Source organism: Pseudomonas sp. AC255, from assembly GCF_979258175.1.
On the sequence record NZ_OZ409841.1, the window covers coordinates 2,721,723 to 2,736,372 of the forward strand.

Below are 14,650 nucleotides of genomic sequence, written 5' to 3' on the forward strand. Positions count from 1 at the left end.
CCACTCCTCACAACTATGCATGCGCTAACGCCCACCAGGGCAAAAGCGCGATAGCCTGGTCTGAGGAAAATTTGAATGTTCATACATAACAAGCGACTTCAGTACACCGTTCGAGTGGCCGAGCCCAACCCTGGTCTGGCCAATCTGCTGTTGGAACAATTCGGGGGCGCCAATGGCGAACTGGCCGCAGCAGCGCGCTATTTCACCCAAGCCTTGGCCGAGGAAGATCCGGGGCGCAAAGACCTTCTGCTGGACATTGCCACCGAAGAATTGAGCCATCTGGAGGTGGTCGGCTCGATCATCGTAATGCTCAACAGAGGTGCCAAGGGTCAACTTGCCGAGGGCGTTCAAGAGGAAGGCGAGCTGTACCGCGCGCTGAATGGCGCCGGTAATGACTCGCACATCACCAGCCTGCTTTACGGCGCAGGCGCGCCTCTGGTCAATTCCGCTGGAGTACCGTGGACAGCGGCGTATGTGGATTCGATCACCGAGCCTACTGCCGACTTCCGTTCGAACATCGCAGCCGAAGCGCGGGCGAAAATCCTCTACGAACGCTTGATCAACATTACCGATGATCCGGGCGTGAAAGAGGCGCTTGGCTTTTTGATGACGCGGGAAATCGCCCATCAACAGTCCTTCGAAAAAGCCCTGCATTCGATCCAGCCCAACTTTCCGCAGGGCAAGCTGCCGGGGATGCCGGAGTTCACCAACAAGTATTTCAACATGTCTGGCGAGCCTAATGTGCGCGGTCCGTGGAACGAGGGCGGTGCGTGGGAGTACGTGGAAAACCCAGAGCCTGCGGTCGACGGCGGCGACGGTCTGGCGACCGTCAGCCTTCCGGCTGAAGACGAACAGGTGCTGGAAGCGATGAAGACCCGTACAGCCTCTGACCCACTCAGCGAGCCGGTGACCGGTGCTGATCTGGGCTCCGGTTATGTGCAAGGCAAAGATGTCTGAACCCGTCCGGCGGCCCCGGACCGGGGTCGCCACTTGCTCAAGGAAAACCACATGAAAAGCAGCAAAGTCCTGGCACTGACCTCTGAACATTTTCAACGTTTGATGGAGCACGCATACGCCGGTTTTGAGCTGGACTGCAAACAGGCCTGTCGAGGATTGAAAGTCAGCATGGCGGTGAATGTATTCGGCTTGGGCACCCTTCTCCCGAATAATTTTGCCGATCAAGCCACAGTCCAGCAATCGGAGGTGGCAGCCATCCATTGACCGCGAACTGGCGGGAAGACTTGCTGCTCTGTGAGCCGAGTGTTGCCACCGTCTTCAATGCAGAACCGGGCGTTCAGAAAAGTACCGCCGCCGCTTCCCTCATGAAGATCTCGACGGTCTTCGGCCCTATTCCTTCAAACTCACACAGGCGCTTCTCCAGCGCCTTACGGTCCGCGCTCGCGGCCACGATGTTACTGACCTTACCGTCGTACTCGGTATTGAGCTTGTTGGCCAACGCGAGCAGTCGCGACGCCGTGCTTTCGTCGTAGCGCACGTAACGCGCCTGCCCCAGCATCGACACCAGTTGACGGTGCGTACACTGCGCGAGCTTTTGCGGGGTGTCTTGGTGATGCTGCTCTACTATGACTTGATACGCCTTGGCGGCGATGGCGCCCTGAATCCTCTTGCCCATTAGAAAACTCGCCAGCAGCCATTTGAACAGGCCGGTTTCGCTGGCATTGTGCAGGTCGATGTTCAAGTCACCGGCCGTGATGATTTCGCTCACAAGTCTCACCTCAAGGCGCGTTTCAATTACAGATGTTGACCCGGCACGGCTTTGAACGATCCAATCGCGACCGCCTGGCCAAGGCAGTAAATTGAATTCCAGGTGGAAAAGGATGGTCATCTTTCAAGAGATGAGAGATGACAAGCATAAGGACCCTCAAATGCTCGGTCGTAAGATGCCCAAAACCAAGGGGCATGACGCCGCAGAAACCGCTCCCATCAAAGCTGCCAGCGAGATAGCCGCTTTCCGCCTGACAGTCATCTTCATGCTGACGGTCATTCTGGCGTTTCTCGGCGTGGAGGGATGGCGAACCTGGCGTGACTATCATGCAGCCTTCTCGTCGGCGCGTGATTCGGTCACCAACCTCGCGCGGGCAACCGCGCAACATGCCGAAGACGCCATCCGCCAGGTCGATGTGCTGACCGCCGCCCTGGGCGAGCGCGTCGAAGGCGACGGTCTGCAGAACATCGACGTACCGCGCATCCACAACTTGCTGGTGCAGCAGGCCAAATTGATGCCGCAGTTGCATGGACTGTTTATCTACGGCCCGGACGGCAAATGGATCGTCACCGACAAGGAAATGATCCCGGACCCGGCGAACAATGCCGATCGCGACTACTTCCAGTATCACCGCGCCAACACCGATCGAAACGTGCGTATCGGTGATGTCGTCAAAAGCAAATCCACGGACGACCTGATCATTCCGATTTCCCGCCGATTGAATAACCCGGACGGCTCCTTCGCCGGCGTGCTGCTGGGGACGATCAAGGTCAGTTATTTCGTCGACTATTACGGCGATTTCAAAATCGACGACAAGGGTGCACTGGTGCTGGCGTTGCGCAATGGAACCATTCTCGTGCGTCGTCCTTTCATCGCTTCGGTAATCGGTCAGAGCCTCGCCGACAGTGAGGTGTTCAAGAACTACCTGCCGTTTTCCAATCAAGGGATCGCCGAGGTCCGAGCCGTCGTCGACGGCACCCAGCGTCTGTACGGTTACAGAGCTTTGAGCACCTATCCGCTGGTGGTCGAAACCGGACTGTCCCGCGAATCGATCATTGCGCCGTGGCGCTGGGATCTGATCAAAACCGGTTTCGTGTTGATGTCGGTGATTACTGCGTTCACGGTCTTCGGATTGATTGTGTTGAGGCAACTGCGCCAACGGATGGTGATGGAAAAGGATTTGCGCAAGGCACACCAGGCCATGAAGGACATGGCCTTGACCGACAGCCTGACCGGGCTGGCCAACCGTCGGCGACTGGACACTGCCTTGATTGACGAAATTCGCCTGGCCAGACGCCAGGGTTCGTCGATCTCACTGATCATGATCGATGTCGATCACTTCAAGCTCTACAACGACAGCTACGGGCACGCGGCGGGTGATGATTGCCTGAGCGCAGTCGGCCAGGCGATTGCGCAGGCGGTAAAGCGACCGGGTGATCTGGCTGTGCGCTATGGCGGCGAGGAGTTTTCCGTGTTGCTGCCCAACACGGATATTCGCGGGGCGGCGCTTGTGGCTGAGGAAATTCTTGAGGCCATTCGATCCTTGCGAATGGAGCACAGAGCCCATCCGCTGGGTCACGTCACCGCCAGTGCAGGTATTGCGGTTGGCAAACCGGCCGAACATGAAGTGAGCCCTGCCACTCTTATCGAGTCGGCTGACAAAATGCTTTATGCCGCGAAGCAGAAAGGCAGGGATCGCTACTGTATCGGCGAGGAAGTGCTGGGCGCCTAGCCACCCTCCTCAACGGGAGCGCAGCATCACGGCTGCGCGAACCCGCTGTACGCCAAACACCGTCATGCGCAGGAATTCCTGGTGACTGACCGGCAAGTGCTGGCAGTCCAGGCCGCGCTTGAGTTTGCTGTGGTCAACATCAGGATCATGCAAGTAGACGAAGTCCTCGTCACACCCGGTGATGATGACCCAATGCGGCGCTTTCAAGCGGGTGAATCGGTAGCTGCTGATCAGCACCAGCGGTTTGTATCCGGCCGCCAACGCAGCGCCGATCTGCAGATAATCACCCAGAACCTGCTCGACTTGCGTGGCAGCCAGTTCCTGGGCAAACCCGTCCTCGACCAGTTTCATGATCGACTTCTTCTCCGTGCTGCGTACGCCGTGAAGAAAAAGCGAGCCCGGGTGACTGACCTCAAGGCGCACATCGAAACCGCGCCGCCAGGCCGCCAGTGCGAGGCCCTGAGGACTGCAGCCACCGTGCCCCGCCGTCATGAAAATGGTGGTTGCCTCGCGCCACAACTGGATTTCCTCCGCTCGGGTCATGGCACGGGTCGGATCGATGGCAGACATCGCCATCAGCAGGCACGCGGCGCCGCAGGTGAACTCGGTGGTCTGCTGGTAATACGGCACTTGCCGGGCGGGCGCTGGTGTTTCGCGCAGGATGCGTTTCTCGTAGCGCAACGCCTCGCAGAGGTCTTCGTAGTAGTCCTCGACGCTGGCAAAGCGCTGATAGCCATTGGCTTCGTAGAGGCGGATGGCAGCGGTATTGTCAGCGCGCACCTCCAACCGCAGCCATGCGCAGTTGCGCGCCAATGCGCAGGCCTGGGCCTGTTCCAGCAGACGCTGGCCAAGCTCATGTCCGCGCCAGGCGGGGCTGACCGCAATCGAATACAGGCGTCCAAGTGAGGTGCCACGGTGAAAAAGCACCAGCGCGTAACCGCAAAGTGTTGCGCCCGAGGTGACGACAATCAGCGCAGCATTGGCTCGACTGAGCATCCAGCTGAAGTTGCGCTGGTTCAACCGGTCGAGGGTGAAACACACCCGCTCCAATTCGACCAGATCGTCGATATCGTCCATGGATGCAAAGCGAAAATCAAAAGACATGACCGCACCGTAAAGTTTGAGTAACGAACCGGGACAGACCGAAAGGCCCGTGATTTATTGAAGCGGCGTCTTCTTCAACAGGGATTCATTACTCATGTCAGCGGTGCAAGCCAACGTGAACGAAGTATTAGACAAAACCGAGCATTCGACAATCTCCCTCAGCGAGGAACCTCCCAGTATCAAGCCCTCGGGAAGTCGATTGCTCATACTGGTCGAACGCAAGGATGACTGGGCTGATTACCTGCCCAGCGAGAGCCTGATGCTGGCTCAGGATTACCTTGAACACAGCGATGATTTTCCTCATCGCACCCAGGTCATAAACCTCTGCCGCAATTACAAATACCTCGGTCAGGGCTATTACTGCTCATTGCTGGCCGAAGCGCGTGGACACAAGGTTTTTCCCTCGGTACGCACCGTCAGCGAGCTGGCGCGCAAAGCGCTTTACGGGGTCGGGCTGAATGATCTGGAGCGCACCCTGGAGCGGGCGCTGGCGAACCACCCGTACGGCGAAACCGAGGCTTTCACGCTGTCGTTGTACTTCGGCAAGGCCTCGATCGAGCCGCTGCAAGAGATCGGCCGTCAGCTGTTCGAGGCGTTCCCCTGCCCTATCCTGCTGGTGGAATTCCGCCGTGGTGAGAGCTGGCAGATCGCAGGCATCAAGGCCGGTGCACTGCACAAACTTCGCGATGAACAGCAGCATGTTTTCGCTGATGCACTTGACGCGTTCAATCGCAGAACGTGGCGTCAGCCCGCCTCCAAACGTGTGGCCCGCTACGACCTGGCCATCCTCCATGATCCTGACGAAGCCCTGCCGCCGTCCAACCCCGAGGCATTGCAGCGCTTCATCGCTGCGGGCGAGCAGTTGGGTATCGATGTCGAGCTGATCGAGAAAAAGGACTACGCGCGTCTCGCTGAATTCGACGCATTGTTCATCCGCGAAACCACGCGAGTGGATGATCACACCTATCGATTCGCGAAAAAGGCTGAAAGCGAAGGCCTTGTGGTGATTGACGATCCGTCGTCCATCCTGCGCTGCACCAACAAGGTTTATCTGGCCGATTTGCTGAAGCGTCGCGGGCTGGGCATGCCGGCAACGGAAATACTCTACAAGGATCGTCCGCAGGAGCTCGAAAACGCAGGGCGTCGCCTCGGTTTCCCGTTGGTACTGAAAATCCCCGATGGCTGTTTTTCACGGGGTGTGATCAAGGTCGCCGATGCACAAGCGCTGGCCACGGCCGCGCAAGAGTTATTCGAACACTCGGTGTTGCTGCTGGCGCAAGAGTATTGCTACACCGAATACGACTGGCGCGTCGGCGTGCTCAATGGCGAAGCGCTGTATGCCTGCCGATACTTCATGTCCAAGGGGCATTGGCAGATTTACAACCACAAGGCGCTGCCCGGCGAGATCAACGGAATGTGCGAGGCGGTGCCGGTCGAGCAAGCCCCGCCCGCAGTCGTGCAGCTCGCCGTACAGACGGCGCGGCTGATCGGCGACGGCCTCTACGGCGTCGACCTCAAGCAAGCGGGTGATCGGGTGCTGGTGATCGAAGTGAACGACAACCCCAACCTCGACGCCGGCATCGAAGATGCGGTGCTGGGCGACGAATTGTACCGGCGCGTATTACAGGCTTTTACCCAAAGGCTCGAGCTCAAACACCGTGGCCAAGCGTGGTGAGCAATGATTGAAGGCTATTGCATTGATTGCGGCGCCCTGCACAGGACATCGGAGGACCAGGCGACTGTCTGGCTGTGTGTCGCCCCGGACGCAGCCGAGCAACTGGATTTGCACAGACGCCTGGGCATTGGCGCACAAGCGATAGAGTCGTCGCTGGACCCTGATGAAGTCGCCCGTATCGAGGTCAAGCCAGATCATCTGTTCCTGATCTGGAAGCGTCCGGAAAGCTTCGACGGGCGCGCATTCAACGTTTCGTCCTTCGGAGTGGTGCTGAGCGAAAAACGTCTGGTGGTCATTTGCGCGAGCAACTCGCTGCTTTCGGGTCTTGAGCACGATGCGCAAATGACCGGGCCGCTGGACGTGCTGATGGCGTTACTCGCAGAAAGCGTTCACCACTATCTCGGGCATTTGCGCGTGGTCAAACAGATCGCTCGGGAGATCCAACAGCAGTTCACCCGGGCGATGGACAATCAGCAATTGGCGCAGATGTACAACCTGAGCGAAAGCCTCGTGTACTACGTCAACGCGATTCAAAGTAACGGAGCGGTGCTGACGCTGCTGCGCAACCACGGTCAGCGTCAGGGCTTCAGCGACGGTCAACTGGCTGCGCTGAACGATCTGATCGTGGAAAACGAACAAAGCTTCCAGCAGGCCAGAATTCACGCCAAGGTGTTCGCCAACCTCATCGAATCCCACGGCAATCTTGCCAACAACAGCATGAACCGGGCCCTGCGCAAGCTGACGCTGATCAATGTCGTATTCCTTCCCTTGAACCTGATCGCCAGCATCGGTGGCATGTCAGAGTTCAGCATGATGACGTCCAGCGTCCCATGGTGGATGTCCTTTCCCGTGCTGATTGCCTGCATGGGCCTCGTGGGCGCGGGGATGGTGCTGGTATTGCGGCGCATGGCCTGAATTCAGAGCACATTCTGCTAACGCCTGCGCCGCATGCGGGCGTCAATTGGTCCGGCTGACCACCCGGATATGCGTAATCCCTACCCGCTCGGCCTGCTCGAGAATCTGCTCTGGCGTCGAATCCGCCGTGGGCATGACCAGGCTGTTTTCGGCATCGCCCAGATGCAGTTCCAGCAGATGCATCGCCGCGTCGTGCTCGGCCAGTTGCGCTTCCTTGAGTTCGAGCAGATAAGTACGAGGCTCGCCGTTGAAACGGTATTCGATGTGATAGGTGTACATGTTGTCGTCCGCGTCGGTGGGAAAAGGCACTGTTTATCCTGACGCAGAGGTCAGCTTTTAGTTCAACCTGACTGCCAAATTGCATTTGCGAACAAACTTTTTGCGCAGCGAAGCGTCCTCTTCTTAACTCTCCACAACAGCTGATCACAGCTAAGGACTGGCAATGACCTTTTTCATCTTCCTCTTGGCCTGCGCGGCGGCGGCAACCACTGGCGTGATGTTCAAACCCGGCCCGTGGTACGAATCGCTGACCAAACCCTCCTTCACCCCGCCCAACTGGGCCTTTCCGGTAGCGTGGACGATCATCTACCTGCTGCTGGCCTGGGCCGGTTATCGCCTGAGCCTGATTCCCGGCAGCCAAACGGTGCTGGCCTTGTGGGCCGCGCAAATCGCCCTGAACACGCTGTGGACGCCGGTGTTCTTCGGCGCGCATCAGGTGCTGGCGGCGCTGGTGATTCTGGCGGTGCTGTGGGTGGTAGTCGCGGTGATGGTCGTGCTCGCCCTGCAACTGGACGTGGTCACCGGACTGATTCTGTTCCCGTATCTGGCGTGGCTGTGCGTTGCGCTGGCGCTGAACTGCTCGATCCTGATGAAGAATCGCCTGTGAGCGATTTTCCATGGCCGCAAGGCGAGCGTGAGCTGGCACAGGTTCGCGCGTTCAACAAAAAGCTCGCCTGGCTGCCGCGTTTCAAGATCCGCAATCGCCTCACCCCACGGCTGATTCAGGCGTTGCTGCGGGCGGGTCAGCTCGGCGGCGCTGGCAAGCTGCGCCAGCATGGGCTGAGCGCCGAACGGAAGATCATCGACACGGTGCCCGTGCGCATCATCCGCCCCAAGGGCAAAGCCAGAGGCGTGGTGCTGGATTTCCATGGTGGCGGCTGGGTGATCGGCAATGCGCAGATGAACGACAACTTCAACATCGCCATCGTCAACACCTGCGACGTGGCAGTGGTGTCGGTTGATTATCGGCTGGCGGTGTCGACGCCGATCGAGGGCTTGCTGGAAGACTGTCTGCGCGCCACTCGCGGCATCTTGAACGATGCTGAATTTGCCGGATTGCCCGTAGTCGTCGTCGGTGAATCGGCCGGCGGTCATCTGGCGGCGGCCACCCTGCTCGCCCTCAAATCTTCGCCGCAACTGCTGCAACGGATTTGCGGCGCGCTGCTGTATTACGGCGTCTACGACCTGACCGGCACGCCCAGCGTGCGCGCCGCGCCAGCCGATACCTTGGTGCTCGACGGCCCCGGCATGGTCGAAGCGTTGCGCCTGCTCACGCCGGATATCAGCGACGAACAACGACGCCAGCCACCGCTGTCACCGCTGTACGGCGATTTCAGCGGCCTGCCGCCAGCGCTGCTGTTTGCCGGCGACCTCGATCCGCTGCTGGATGACACGCGGCTCATCGCCGAGCGCTGGCAGCAAGCGGCGCCGGTGGACATGGATGTGCTGCCGGAGTGTCCGCATGGGTTTATTCACTTCCCGACCGCCACTGCTGACCATGTGCTGGCTTACAGCCGCAAGTGGATTTCGGCGCGAGTGGCAAGCTACTCAGCGAAATCCGCCGAAATCAGCCCGGCGTTTTCGTAGCTGCCGATTGCATGGCGAGCGGTAAAAAACGAGACAAACAAAAGGCGCCCTCACCGGCGCCTTTTTTTGTTTGCGCTGAACCCTGCGCGATCGTTCACCCCATGCCGATTGTGGCTCAAACCGTAAACAGTCTTTACCCGATCCGCGCCTGTTTCCCCCGCCAGCCGCCGCATAGAGTTTGTTCCAGCAGCACACTCAACTTCAGCAAAGGAACATCCTCCATGAAAGTCTCAATGCTCGTCCTCGCACTCTTCGGCTTCAGCTCGGTGGTCATGGCTCAGGAATCGACTACCACGCCACCCGTCGAGCAATACACCTACGCCAGTCACCTCGACGTCGCCAAAATCATCTCGGAAGATCCCGTGCCGGATGTCTGCGCCGTAGTGCCGGTGCACATGACTTATCAGGATTCCCAAGGCAAACAGCACATCCTGCAATACGAGGTCATGGGCAGCGGCTGCAGCAACGGTTGATCAGGCCAATACCTCGCACACCCATTGCGTCTCAGAGTTGGCTCGCTGAGACGCAAATGCCTTTACCGCTTCAATCGATAAGCGCCTGAGCAGTGCTCGCCAACTGCGCGCCGACCCGGGTTTTCAAGGTATCGATGAATCGCGTGATCTTCGCATCGACAAACTGGCGAGACGTGTAGACCGCGTAAACATTGCGCTCGTAGGTGTGGTAATCGGGCAGCACCCGCACCAGCCTGCCGGTACGCAAATCGTCGATCGCCGTGAAGCCTGCCAACAGACCAATCCCCGCCCCTTCGCGAATGGCCACGGCCATTGCGTCCATATCGTTCACGCTGAAACTCGGCCCGCTCGGGATGAACGTCGCGTCGCCCGCCTTGCTTTTGAGCTGCCATTCATCGCGCACGTAATCCACGGTACCGAGCAGCAGGCATTGATGATCGCAAAGCTGCTCCGGCGTTTCGGGTGCGCCATGCCGCGCCAGGTATTCCGGGGAGGCCACCAGTACACAGTGACTGACGCCGATCTTCTGGCTGACATACGCCGAATCCGGCAGCGTTCGCGCGATCAGAATGGACACGTCCAACTGATCCTCAAGCAGATTGGGCATGCGTTGGGAGAGCATCAAATCGACGGTCACTTCGGGAAACGCCTGGCGATACTCCAGCACCGCGCCGGTCACCAGTTGCCGGGCCAGTCCGGGCACGCAGTGCACCCGTAACGTCCCTCGTGGTTGCAAGGCGGCATTGCTCGCCTCGGCTTCGGCGCTTTCCAGGTCAGCGAGAATCTTCACACAGCGCTCATAAAACCGCCGGCCCGCGTCGGTCACCGAGAGACGCCGTGTGGAGCGCTGCAAAAGGCGGGTGTCGAGCACGTTTTCCAACGCCGAGACCGCACGCGATACGTTGCCAACGGTGGAGTCGAGATGGTTGGCCACGGCAGTGAAACTGCCCATCTCGACTACCTTGATGTACACCGACATGTTTGAAAGTTTGTCCATCCTGATCGTCCTGTAGACCTGCCACTCATTGCGGATAACGTCGGATCCTACACGCTCGCTCCCGGGCTCGATATTACCTTCTGGGACAACAATGATTCCCTCGTGGCCGGCTAAATCAAACGGCACGCCTTCCATAGACTGGATTCCACGGGACGCCTGAACCATTGCGTACAAGGCGCCGAATGAATCCTCAACCATGAAGGCGACATCCATGAACACTCCTTACGATCCGCTCTATCTCTTCATCGGTGGTCAATGGCTCACCGCCCAGGACCGCGCGACCGCCGCCGTGGTCAACCCGGCAACCGGCGAGGAAATCGGCCAGGTGCCACTCGCCACCGCCCAAGACCTGGATCACGCCCTCGAAGTGGCCCGACTGAGCTTCGACCAATGGCGCCAGACCGTGCCGGACCAGCGCGCAAAAATCCTCAAGCGCGCCGCCGACCTGATCCTCGAACGCGCCCCGCACATCGCTGCGCAAATGACGCTGGAAGAAGGCAAACCACTGCGCGAAAGCCTCGATGAAGTGACCCGTGCGGCGGAATATTTCGAGTGGTTCGCCGAAAGCGCACGACGCATCGACGGCCGTGTCGTACCGGCCAATCGTCCGGGTGTACTGCAACTGGTCAAACGCCAAGCCATCGGCCCCGTCGCAGCGTTCACACCGTGGAATTTCCCGGCCATCACCCCGGCGCGCAAGCTCTCGGCAGCGCTGGCTGCCGGTTGCAGTGTGGTGCTCAAGCCTGGCGAGGAAAGCCCCTCCACCGCGCTGGCCCTGGCCCGGGCGCTGGACGATGCCGGCTTGCCCAAAGGCGTGCTGCAAGTGGTGTTCGGTGTGCCGGATCAAGTGTCCAGCCATTTGATTGCCTCACCGATCATTCGCAAAGTGACCTTCACCGGTTCGGTGCCGATCGGTCGGCTGCTCTCGGCCCGCGCTGCCGAAGGCGTCAAGCCGATCACTCTGGAACTGGGCGGCCACGGCCCGGTGCTGGTGTTTGCCGACGCCGACATCGAAAAGGCAGCTGTGGAAGGCGTCGCCAATCGCTTTCGCGGCACCGGCCAGGTGTGCATTTCATCGACTCGTTTTCTTATCCAGCGTGAGGCCTACGCCGAGTTTGTCGAGCACTTCGTCGCGGCCACCCAGGCGTTGAAAATCGGCGATGGCATGGATCCGCAAACCCAGGTCGGCCCTCTGGCCAACCCACGGCAACTGGCGAAGATGGAGCACCTGATCGCCGACGCCGTGGAGAAAGGTGCACGGGTGCTGGCCGGCGGTGAAGCGTTGCCGGGCGCAGGCTTCTTCTTTCAGCCCACCGTATTGGCCGATGTGCCGATGAGTGCGCGAATCATGCACGAAGAACCCTTTGGCCCCATCGCGATACTGATGCCTTTCGATGAGTTGAGCGATGGCCTGCAAGAAGCCAACCGCCTGCCCTACGGCCTCTCGGCCTACGCGTTCACTTCCAATGCGCGCACCGCGATCGACGTCGCCGATGGCCTGGAAGCCGGAATGATCGGCATCAACCAGTACCGCATCGTCGCCACCGAACTGCCCTTCGGCGGCATGAAAGAAAGCGGCCACGGTTCTGAAGGTGGCATCGAAGGCATCGAGCACTATCTCACCAACAAATTCATCAGCCAGGTTTAAGGGGATTTCCATGTCGACTATCGATTTCAGCAGCCCACGCGAAGCCGCCCGCGCCTTCACCCCGAAACTAGCGCAATTCGTGGACTCAACGCTGTACCCGCAGATCTGGAGTGACCCCGCCTTGTCACCCCGCGAGCGCAGCCTGATCACTGTCGCCGCGCTGATTGCCGGCGGCCACTGCGAAGAGTTGCCCGCGCACCTGCGCCGCGCTGTCAGCAATGGTGTGAGCCATGAAGAGTTGTCGGCGGCGATCACTCACTTGGCCTTTTACGTCGGTTTTCCGGGCGCCATCACCGCCTCGGCCATCGCCAATGCCACCCTTGCCGACACGGAGCAACGCTGAGATGAAAGCCATCAACCTGAAAGCGTTCGGTCCGGCAGAAGTGCTGCAACTCGGCGAAGCGCCCAACCCTGAAGTGCGCCCGACCGACCTGCTGGTGCGTGTCTATGCGGCCGGCGTGAACCGTGCCGACCTGACTCACCGAACCGGCGGCTACGGCCATGCGAACTTCGGCGACTCGTTGATCATCGGTCTGGAGATTGCCGGGGAAGTGCTCGAGACCGGCAGCGAGGTCAGCGGATTCGCCGTCGGCGACCGGGTAATGGGCGTGGTCGGTGGCGGCGCCTACGCCGAACTGGCGCGCATCGACTACCGCATGGCCATGCCGATTCCGGCGCAGCTCGACTATGTGCACGCCGCGGCGATTCCCGAAGTGTTTGTCACCGCCCACGAAGCGATGCTGCACCTGGCCCGACTCAAGTCAGGCGACTCAGTGCTGATCCATGCCGCCGCCGGTGGCGTCGGTTCCGCTGCCGTGCAACTGGCCTACGCCACAGGCGCCACGGTGTACGCGACCACCGAAGGCAGCAAGCTGTCGCGCGTCGAACATCTGGGCGCCGACGTGGCCATCGACTACAAAAACGAGGATTTCGCCGCAGTCATCGCCGACAAAACCCAAGGGCGCGGCGTCGACGTGATAATCGACTTCATTGGCGCGCCCTACTTCGCCCGCAACATCGCCTCGCTGGCCCACGGTGGCCGCTTGGTGCAGGTCGGCATTCTTGGTGGCGGCGGCAAGGTCGACGTGGAGCTGGAGCACATCCTCTACCGGCACCTGCAAATCATCGGCACGGTGATGAAGTCGCGCACCCAGCCGGAGAAGCACGCGATGATCCAGCGCTTTCGCGACCACTGGCTGGAACGCTTCGCCGGCGCTGCGAGTCTGGAACCGGTGGTGGACAGCACCTTCCCGCTATCCCGCGCAGCCGATGCCCATCGGAGGATGGAGTCTTCGCAGAATGTCGGGAAGATTATTCTGACGATGCAGCCGGAGGATTTGCGCTAGGACAGACATAAAAAAAGGCCAGTCCGTTGAGCTGACTGGCCTTGGTTTGTCTGACGTTTTCGCTGATCAGCTCACCTTGATCACGACCTTGCCAAACGCCCCTTTCGCCAGATGCTCATAGGCCTCGCGCGCCTGTTCGAACGGATAGACATGGTCGATCACCGGGCGAATGTCGTGCTCGGCGAGGAACACGTTCATCCGGTCGAACGATGAACGCGGTGCCACCGCAATGCCGCGAATGGTGGTCTGGCGGAAGATCAGCGGCATCAGGTTCAGCTCGACGGTCTGCCCTGTCAGAAAGCCAATCTGCGCTATCCGCCCCGAGGCCTTGGTCGCTGCTACCGACTGATTGATGCCATTGCCTCCCGCCACATCGAGCAGCAGGTCCACACCCTTGCCCTCGGTGAGTTTCAGCACCTCGTCCGCCCAGTTCGGCGTGCTGCGGTAGTTGATACCGGCGACCGCGCCCAGACGTTTTACCGCGTGCAGGTTTTCATCGCTGCTTGAGGTAGCGATGACTTTGGCGCCCAGCGCGGTGGCGATCTGCACGGCGAAAATCGATACGCCGCCGGTGCCCTGCACCAACACAGTCTGGCCCGGTTGAATAGCGCCGAAATCCACCAGCGCATACCACGCAGTCAGTGCGGCGATCGGCAGTGTCGCCGCCTCTTCATCGCTCATGTTGGCCGGCGCGCCGACGGCGCTGTCCTGATGAATGATCATGTACTCGGCGAGGCCACCGGGCAGCGGCGAACCGAAGCAATAATCCGGCTCGCTCGGCCCCGGCTCGCCATCCAACCAGCGCGAGTACAGATGTGAATTGACGCGGTCGCCAACCTTGAAACGAGTAACACCGGCGCCGATTGCAACTACGGTACCGGCGGCATCGCTCACCGGAATCAGCGGTTTCGGCACCAGGTGCGGCTCGTAGATACCGTCAACGATGGCCTTGTCGCGAAAATTCAGCGAGACCGCGCCGACCTTGACCAGCAGCTCGCCAGCCTTGGGCTGCGGGGTTTGCGTCTCGCCCAGTTGCAGATTGTCGAGCCCGAAATCTTTCAGTAACCACGCTTTCATGATGTGTCTCCAAATGCATTATTGGCCGCAAACCCTCAGCGGGCTTGCCTTGGGGCCATGATTGGCTTTTACATCAGCGCAATAAATGCTT

At 59.9% G+C, this 14,650-nt stretch carries 16 protein-coding genes; 11 read left to right on the forward strand and 5 right to left on the reverse strand.

The annotated features are described in order from the left end of the window. The first annotated feature begins 75 nt into the window (after positions 1–75). Positions 76–957, forward strand: a complete 882-nt coding sequence (locus ACZZ0K_RS12325; protein WP_041480494.1) for a manganese catalase family protein — start codon at positions 76–78, stop codon at positions 955–957. Positions 958–1,008: 51 nt separating this feature from the next. Then, the gene (locus tag ACZZ0K_RS12330) at positions 1,009–1,221 is read left to right on the forward strand and encodes a hypothetical protein (RefSeq protein ID WP_095179668.1); all 213 of its coding nucleotides are present in this window, start codon (positions 1,009–1,011) and stop codon (positions 1,219–1,221) included. A gap of 73 nt (positions 1,222–1,294) precedes the next feature. Here the strand turns inward: ACZZ0K_RS12330 and ACZZ0K_RS12335 are convergent, their stop codons facing one another. Beyond that, positions 1,295–1,726: an HhH-GDP family DNA glycosylase gene (locus tag ACZZ0K_RS12335; protein ID WP_258708007.1), complete on the reverse strand. Its 432-nt coding sequence runs from the start codon at positions 1,724–1,726 to the stop codon at positions 1,295–1,297. Positions 1,727–1,886: 160 nt separating this feature from the next. Here ACZZ0K_RS12335 and ACZZ0K_RS12340 point away from each other — a divergent pair, with 160 nt between their 5' ends. Next, positions 1,887–3,458, forward strand: coding sequence for a sensor domain-containing diguanylate cyclase (locus ACZZ0K_RS12340; RefSeq protein WP_258708006.1), 1,572 nt, complete (start codon positions 1,887–1,889; stop codon positions 3,456–3,458). Between the two features lie 9 nt (positions 3,459–3,467). Here ACZZ0K_RS12340 and ACZZ0K_RS12345 read toward each other — a convergent pair whose 3' ends face one another. Next, complete coding sequence (locus ACZZ0K_RS12345; RefSeq protein ID WP_252879931.1) at positions 3,468–4,562, reverse strand: GNAT family N-acetyltransferase/peptidase C39 family protein; 1,095 nt, start codon at positions 4,560–4,562, stop codon at positions 3,468–3,470. 94 nt (positions 4,563–4,656) lie between these two features. Here ACZZ0K_RS12345 and ACZZ0K_RS12350 point away from each other — a divergent pair, with 94 nt between their 5' ends. Both ACZZ0K_RS12350 and ACZZ0K_RS12355 read left to right on the forward strand, forming a co-directional pair. Next, positions 4,657–6,237 carry a RimK family protein gene (locus tag ACZZ0K_RS12350; protein WP_056784954.1) on the forward strand — a complete coding sequence of 527 codons (1,581 nt, stop codon included), beginning with the start codon at positions 4,657–4,659 and terminating at the stop codon, positions 6,235–6,237. A gap of 3 nt (positions 6,238–6,240) precedes the next feature. Continuing rightward, positions 6,241–7,152 carry a magnesium transporter CorA family protein gene (locus ACZZ0K_RS12355; RefSeq protein WP_258708005.1) on the forward strand — a complete coding sequence of 304 codons (912 nt, stop codon included), beginning with the start codon at positions 6,241–6,243 and terminating at the stop codon, positions 7,150–7,152. Between the two features lie 42 nt (positions 7,153–7,194). Here the strand turns inward: ACZZ0K_RS12355 and ACZZ0K_RS12360 are convergent, their stop codons facing one another. After that, positions 7,195–7,461, reverse strand: coding sequence for a hypothetical protein (locus ACZZ0K_RS12360; protein WP_041480507.1), 267 nt, complete (start codon positions 7,459–7,461; stop codon positions 7,195–7,197). A gap of 133 nt (positions 7,462–7,594) precedes the next feature. Here ACZZ0K_RS12360 and tspO point away from each other — a divergent pair, with 133 nt between their 5' ends. The 3 genes from tspO to ACZZ0K_RS12375 all read left to right on the forward strand — a co-directional run bounded on the left by tspO (position 7,595) and on the right by ACZZ0K_RS12375 (position 9,491). Continuing rightward, on the forward strand, positions 7,595–8,038 hold the full coding sequence (gene tspO, locus ACZZ0K_RS12365) for a tryptophan-rich sensory protein TspO (RefSeq protein WP_039758892.1): 444 nt from the start codon (positions 7,595–7,597) through the stop codon (positions 8,036–8,038). Further along, positions 8,035–9,018 carry an alpha/beta hydrolase gene (locus tag ACZZ0K_RS12370; RefSeq protein ID WP_258708004.1) on the forward strand — a complete coding sequence of 328 codons (984 nt, stop codon included), beginning with the start codon at positions 8,035–8,037 and terminating at the stop codon, positions 9,016–9,018. Before tspO ends, ACZZ0K_RS12370 begins: the two co-directional genes overlap by 4 nt. A gap of 221 nt (positions 9,019–9,239) precedes the next feature. Then, positions 9,240–9,491: a DUF2790 domain-containing protein gene (locus tag ACZZ0K_RS12375; protein ID WP_016774351.1), complete on the forward strand. Its 252-nt coding sequence runs from the start codon at positions 9,240–9,242 to the stop codon at positions 9,489–9,491. Between the two features lie 70 nt (positions 9,492–9,561). Here the strand turns inward: ACZZ0K_RS12375 and ACZZ0K_RS12380 are convergent, their stop codons facing one another. Then, a complete protein-coding gene (locus ACZZ0K_RS12380; RefSeq protein ID WP_256821765.1) occupies positions 9,562–10,488 on the reverse strand; it encodes a LysR family transcriptional regulator in 927 nt (308 codons plus the stop codon). A 211-nt stretch (positions 10,489–10,699) separates the two neighbouring features. On the opposite strand from ACZZ0K_RS12380, the gene ACZZ0K_RS12385 reads away from it, so the two are divergent. The 3 genes from ACZZ0K_RS12385 to ACZZ0K_RS12395 are packed head-to-tail and all read left to right on the forward strand — an operon-like array spanning position 10,700 to position 13,482. After that, positions 10,700–12,136, forward strand: a complete 1,437-nt coding sequence (locus tag ACZZ0K_RS12385) for an NAD-dependent succinate-semialdehyde dehydrogenase (RefSeq protein WP_258708003.1) — start codon at positions 10,700–10,702, stop codon at positions 12,134–12,136. A 10-nt stretch (positions 12,137–12,146) separates the two neighbouring features. After that, on the forward strand, positions 12,147–12,479 hold the full coding sequence (locus ACZZ0K_RS12390) for a carboxymuconolactone decarboxylase family protein (RefSeq protein ID WP_110599182.1): 333 nt from the start codon (positions 12,147–12,149) through the stop codon (positions 12,477–12,479). Position 12,480: 1 nt separating this feature from the next. After that, entirely contained in the window at positions 12,481–13,482 is a 1,002-nt protein-coding gene (locus tag ACZZ0K_RS12395) for an NAD(P)H-quinone oxidoreductase (protein ID WP_258708002.1), read from the forward strand. A 66-nt stretch (positions 13,483–13,548) separates the two neighbouring features. Here the strand turns inward: ACZZ0K_RS12395 and ACZZ0K_RS12400 are convergent, their stop codons facing one another. After that, positions 13,549–14,559: a zinc-dependent alcohol dehydrogenase family protein gene (locus ACZZ0K_RS12400; RefSeq protein ID WP_236169206.1), complete on the reverse strand. Its 1,011-nt coding sequence runs from the start codon at positions 14,557–14,559 to the stop codon at positions 13,549–13,551. Positions 14,560–14,650 lie beyond the last annotated feature (91 nt).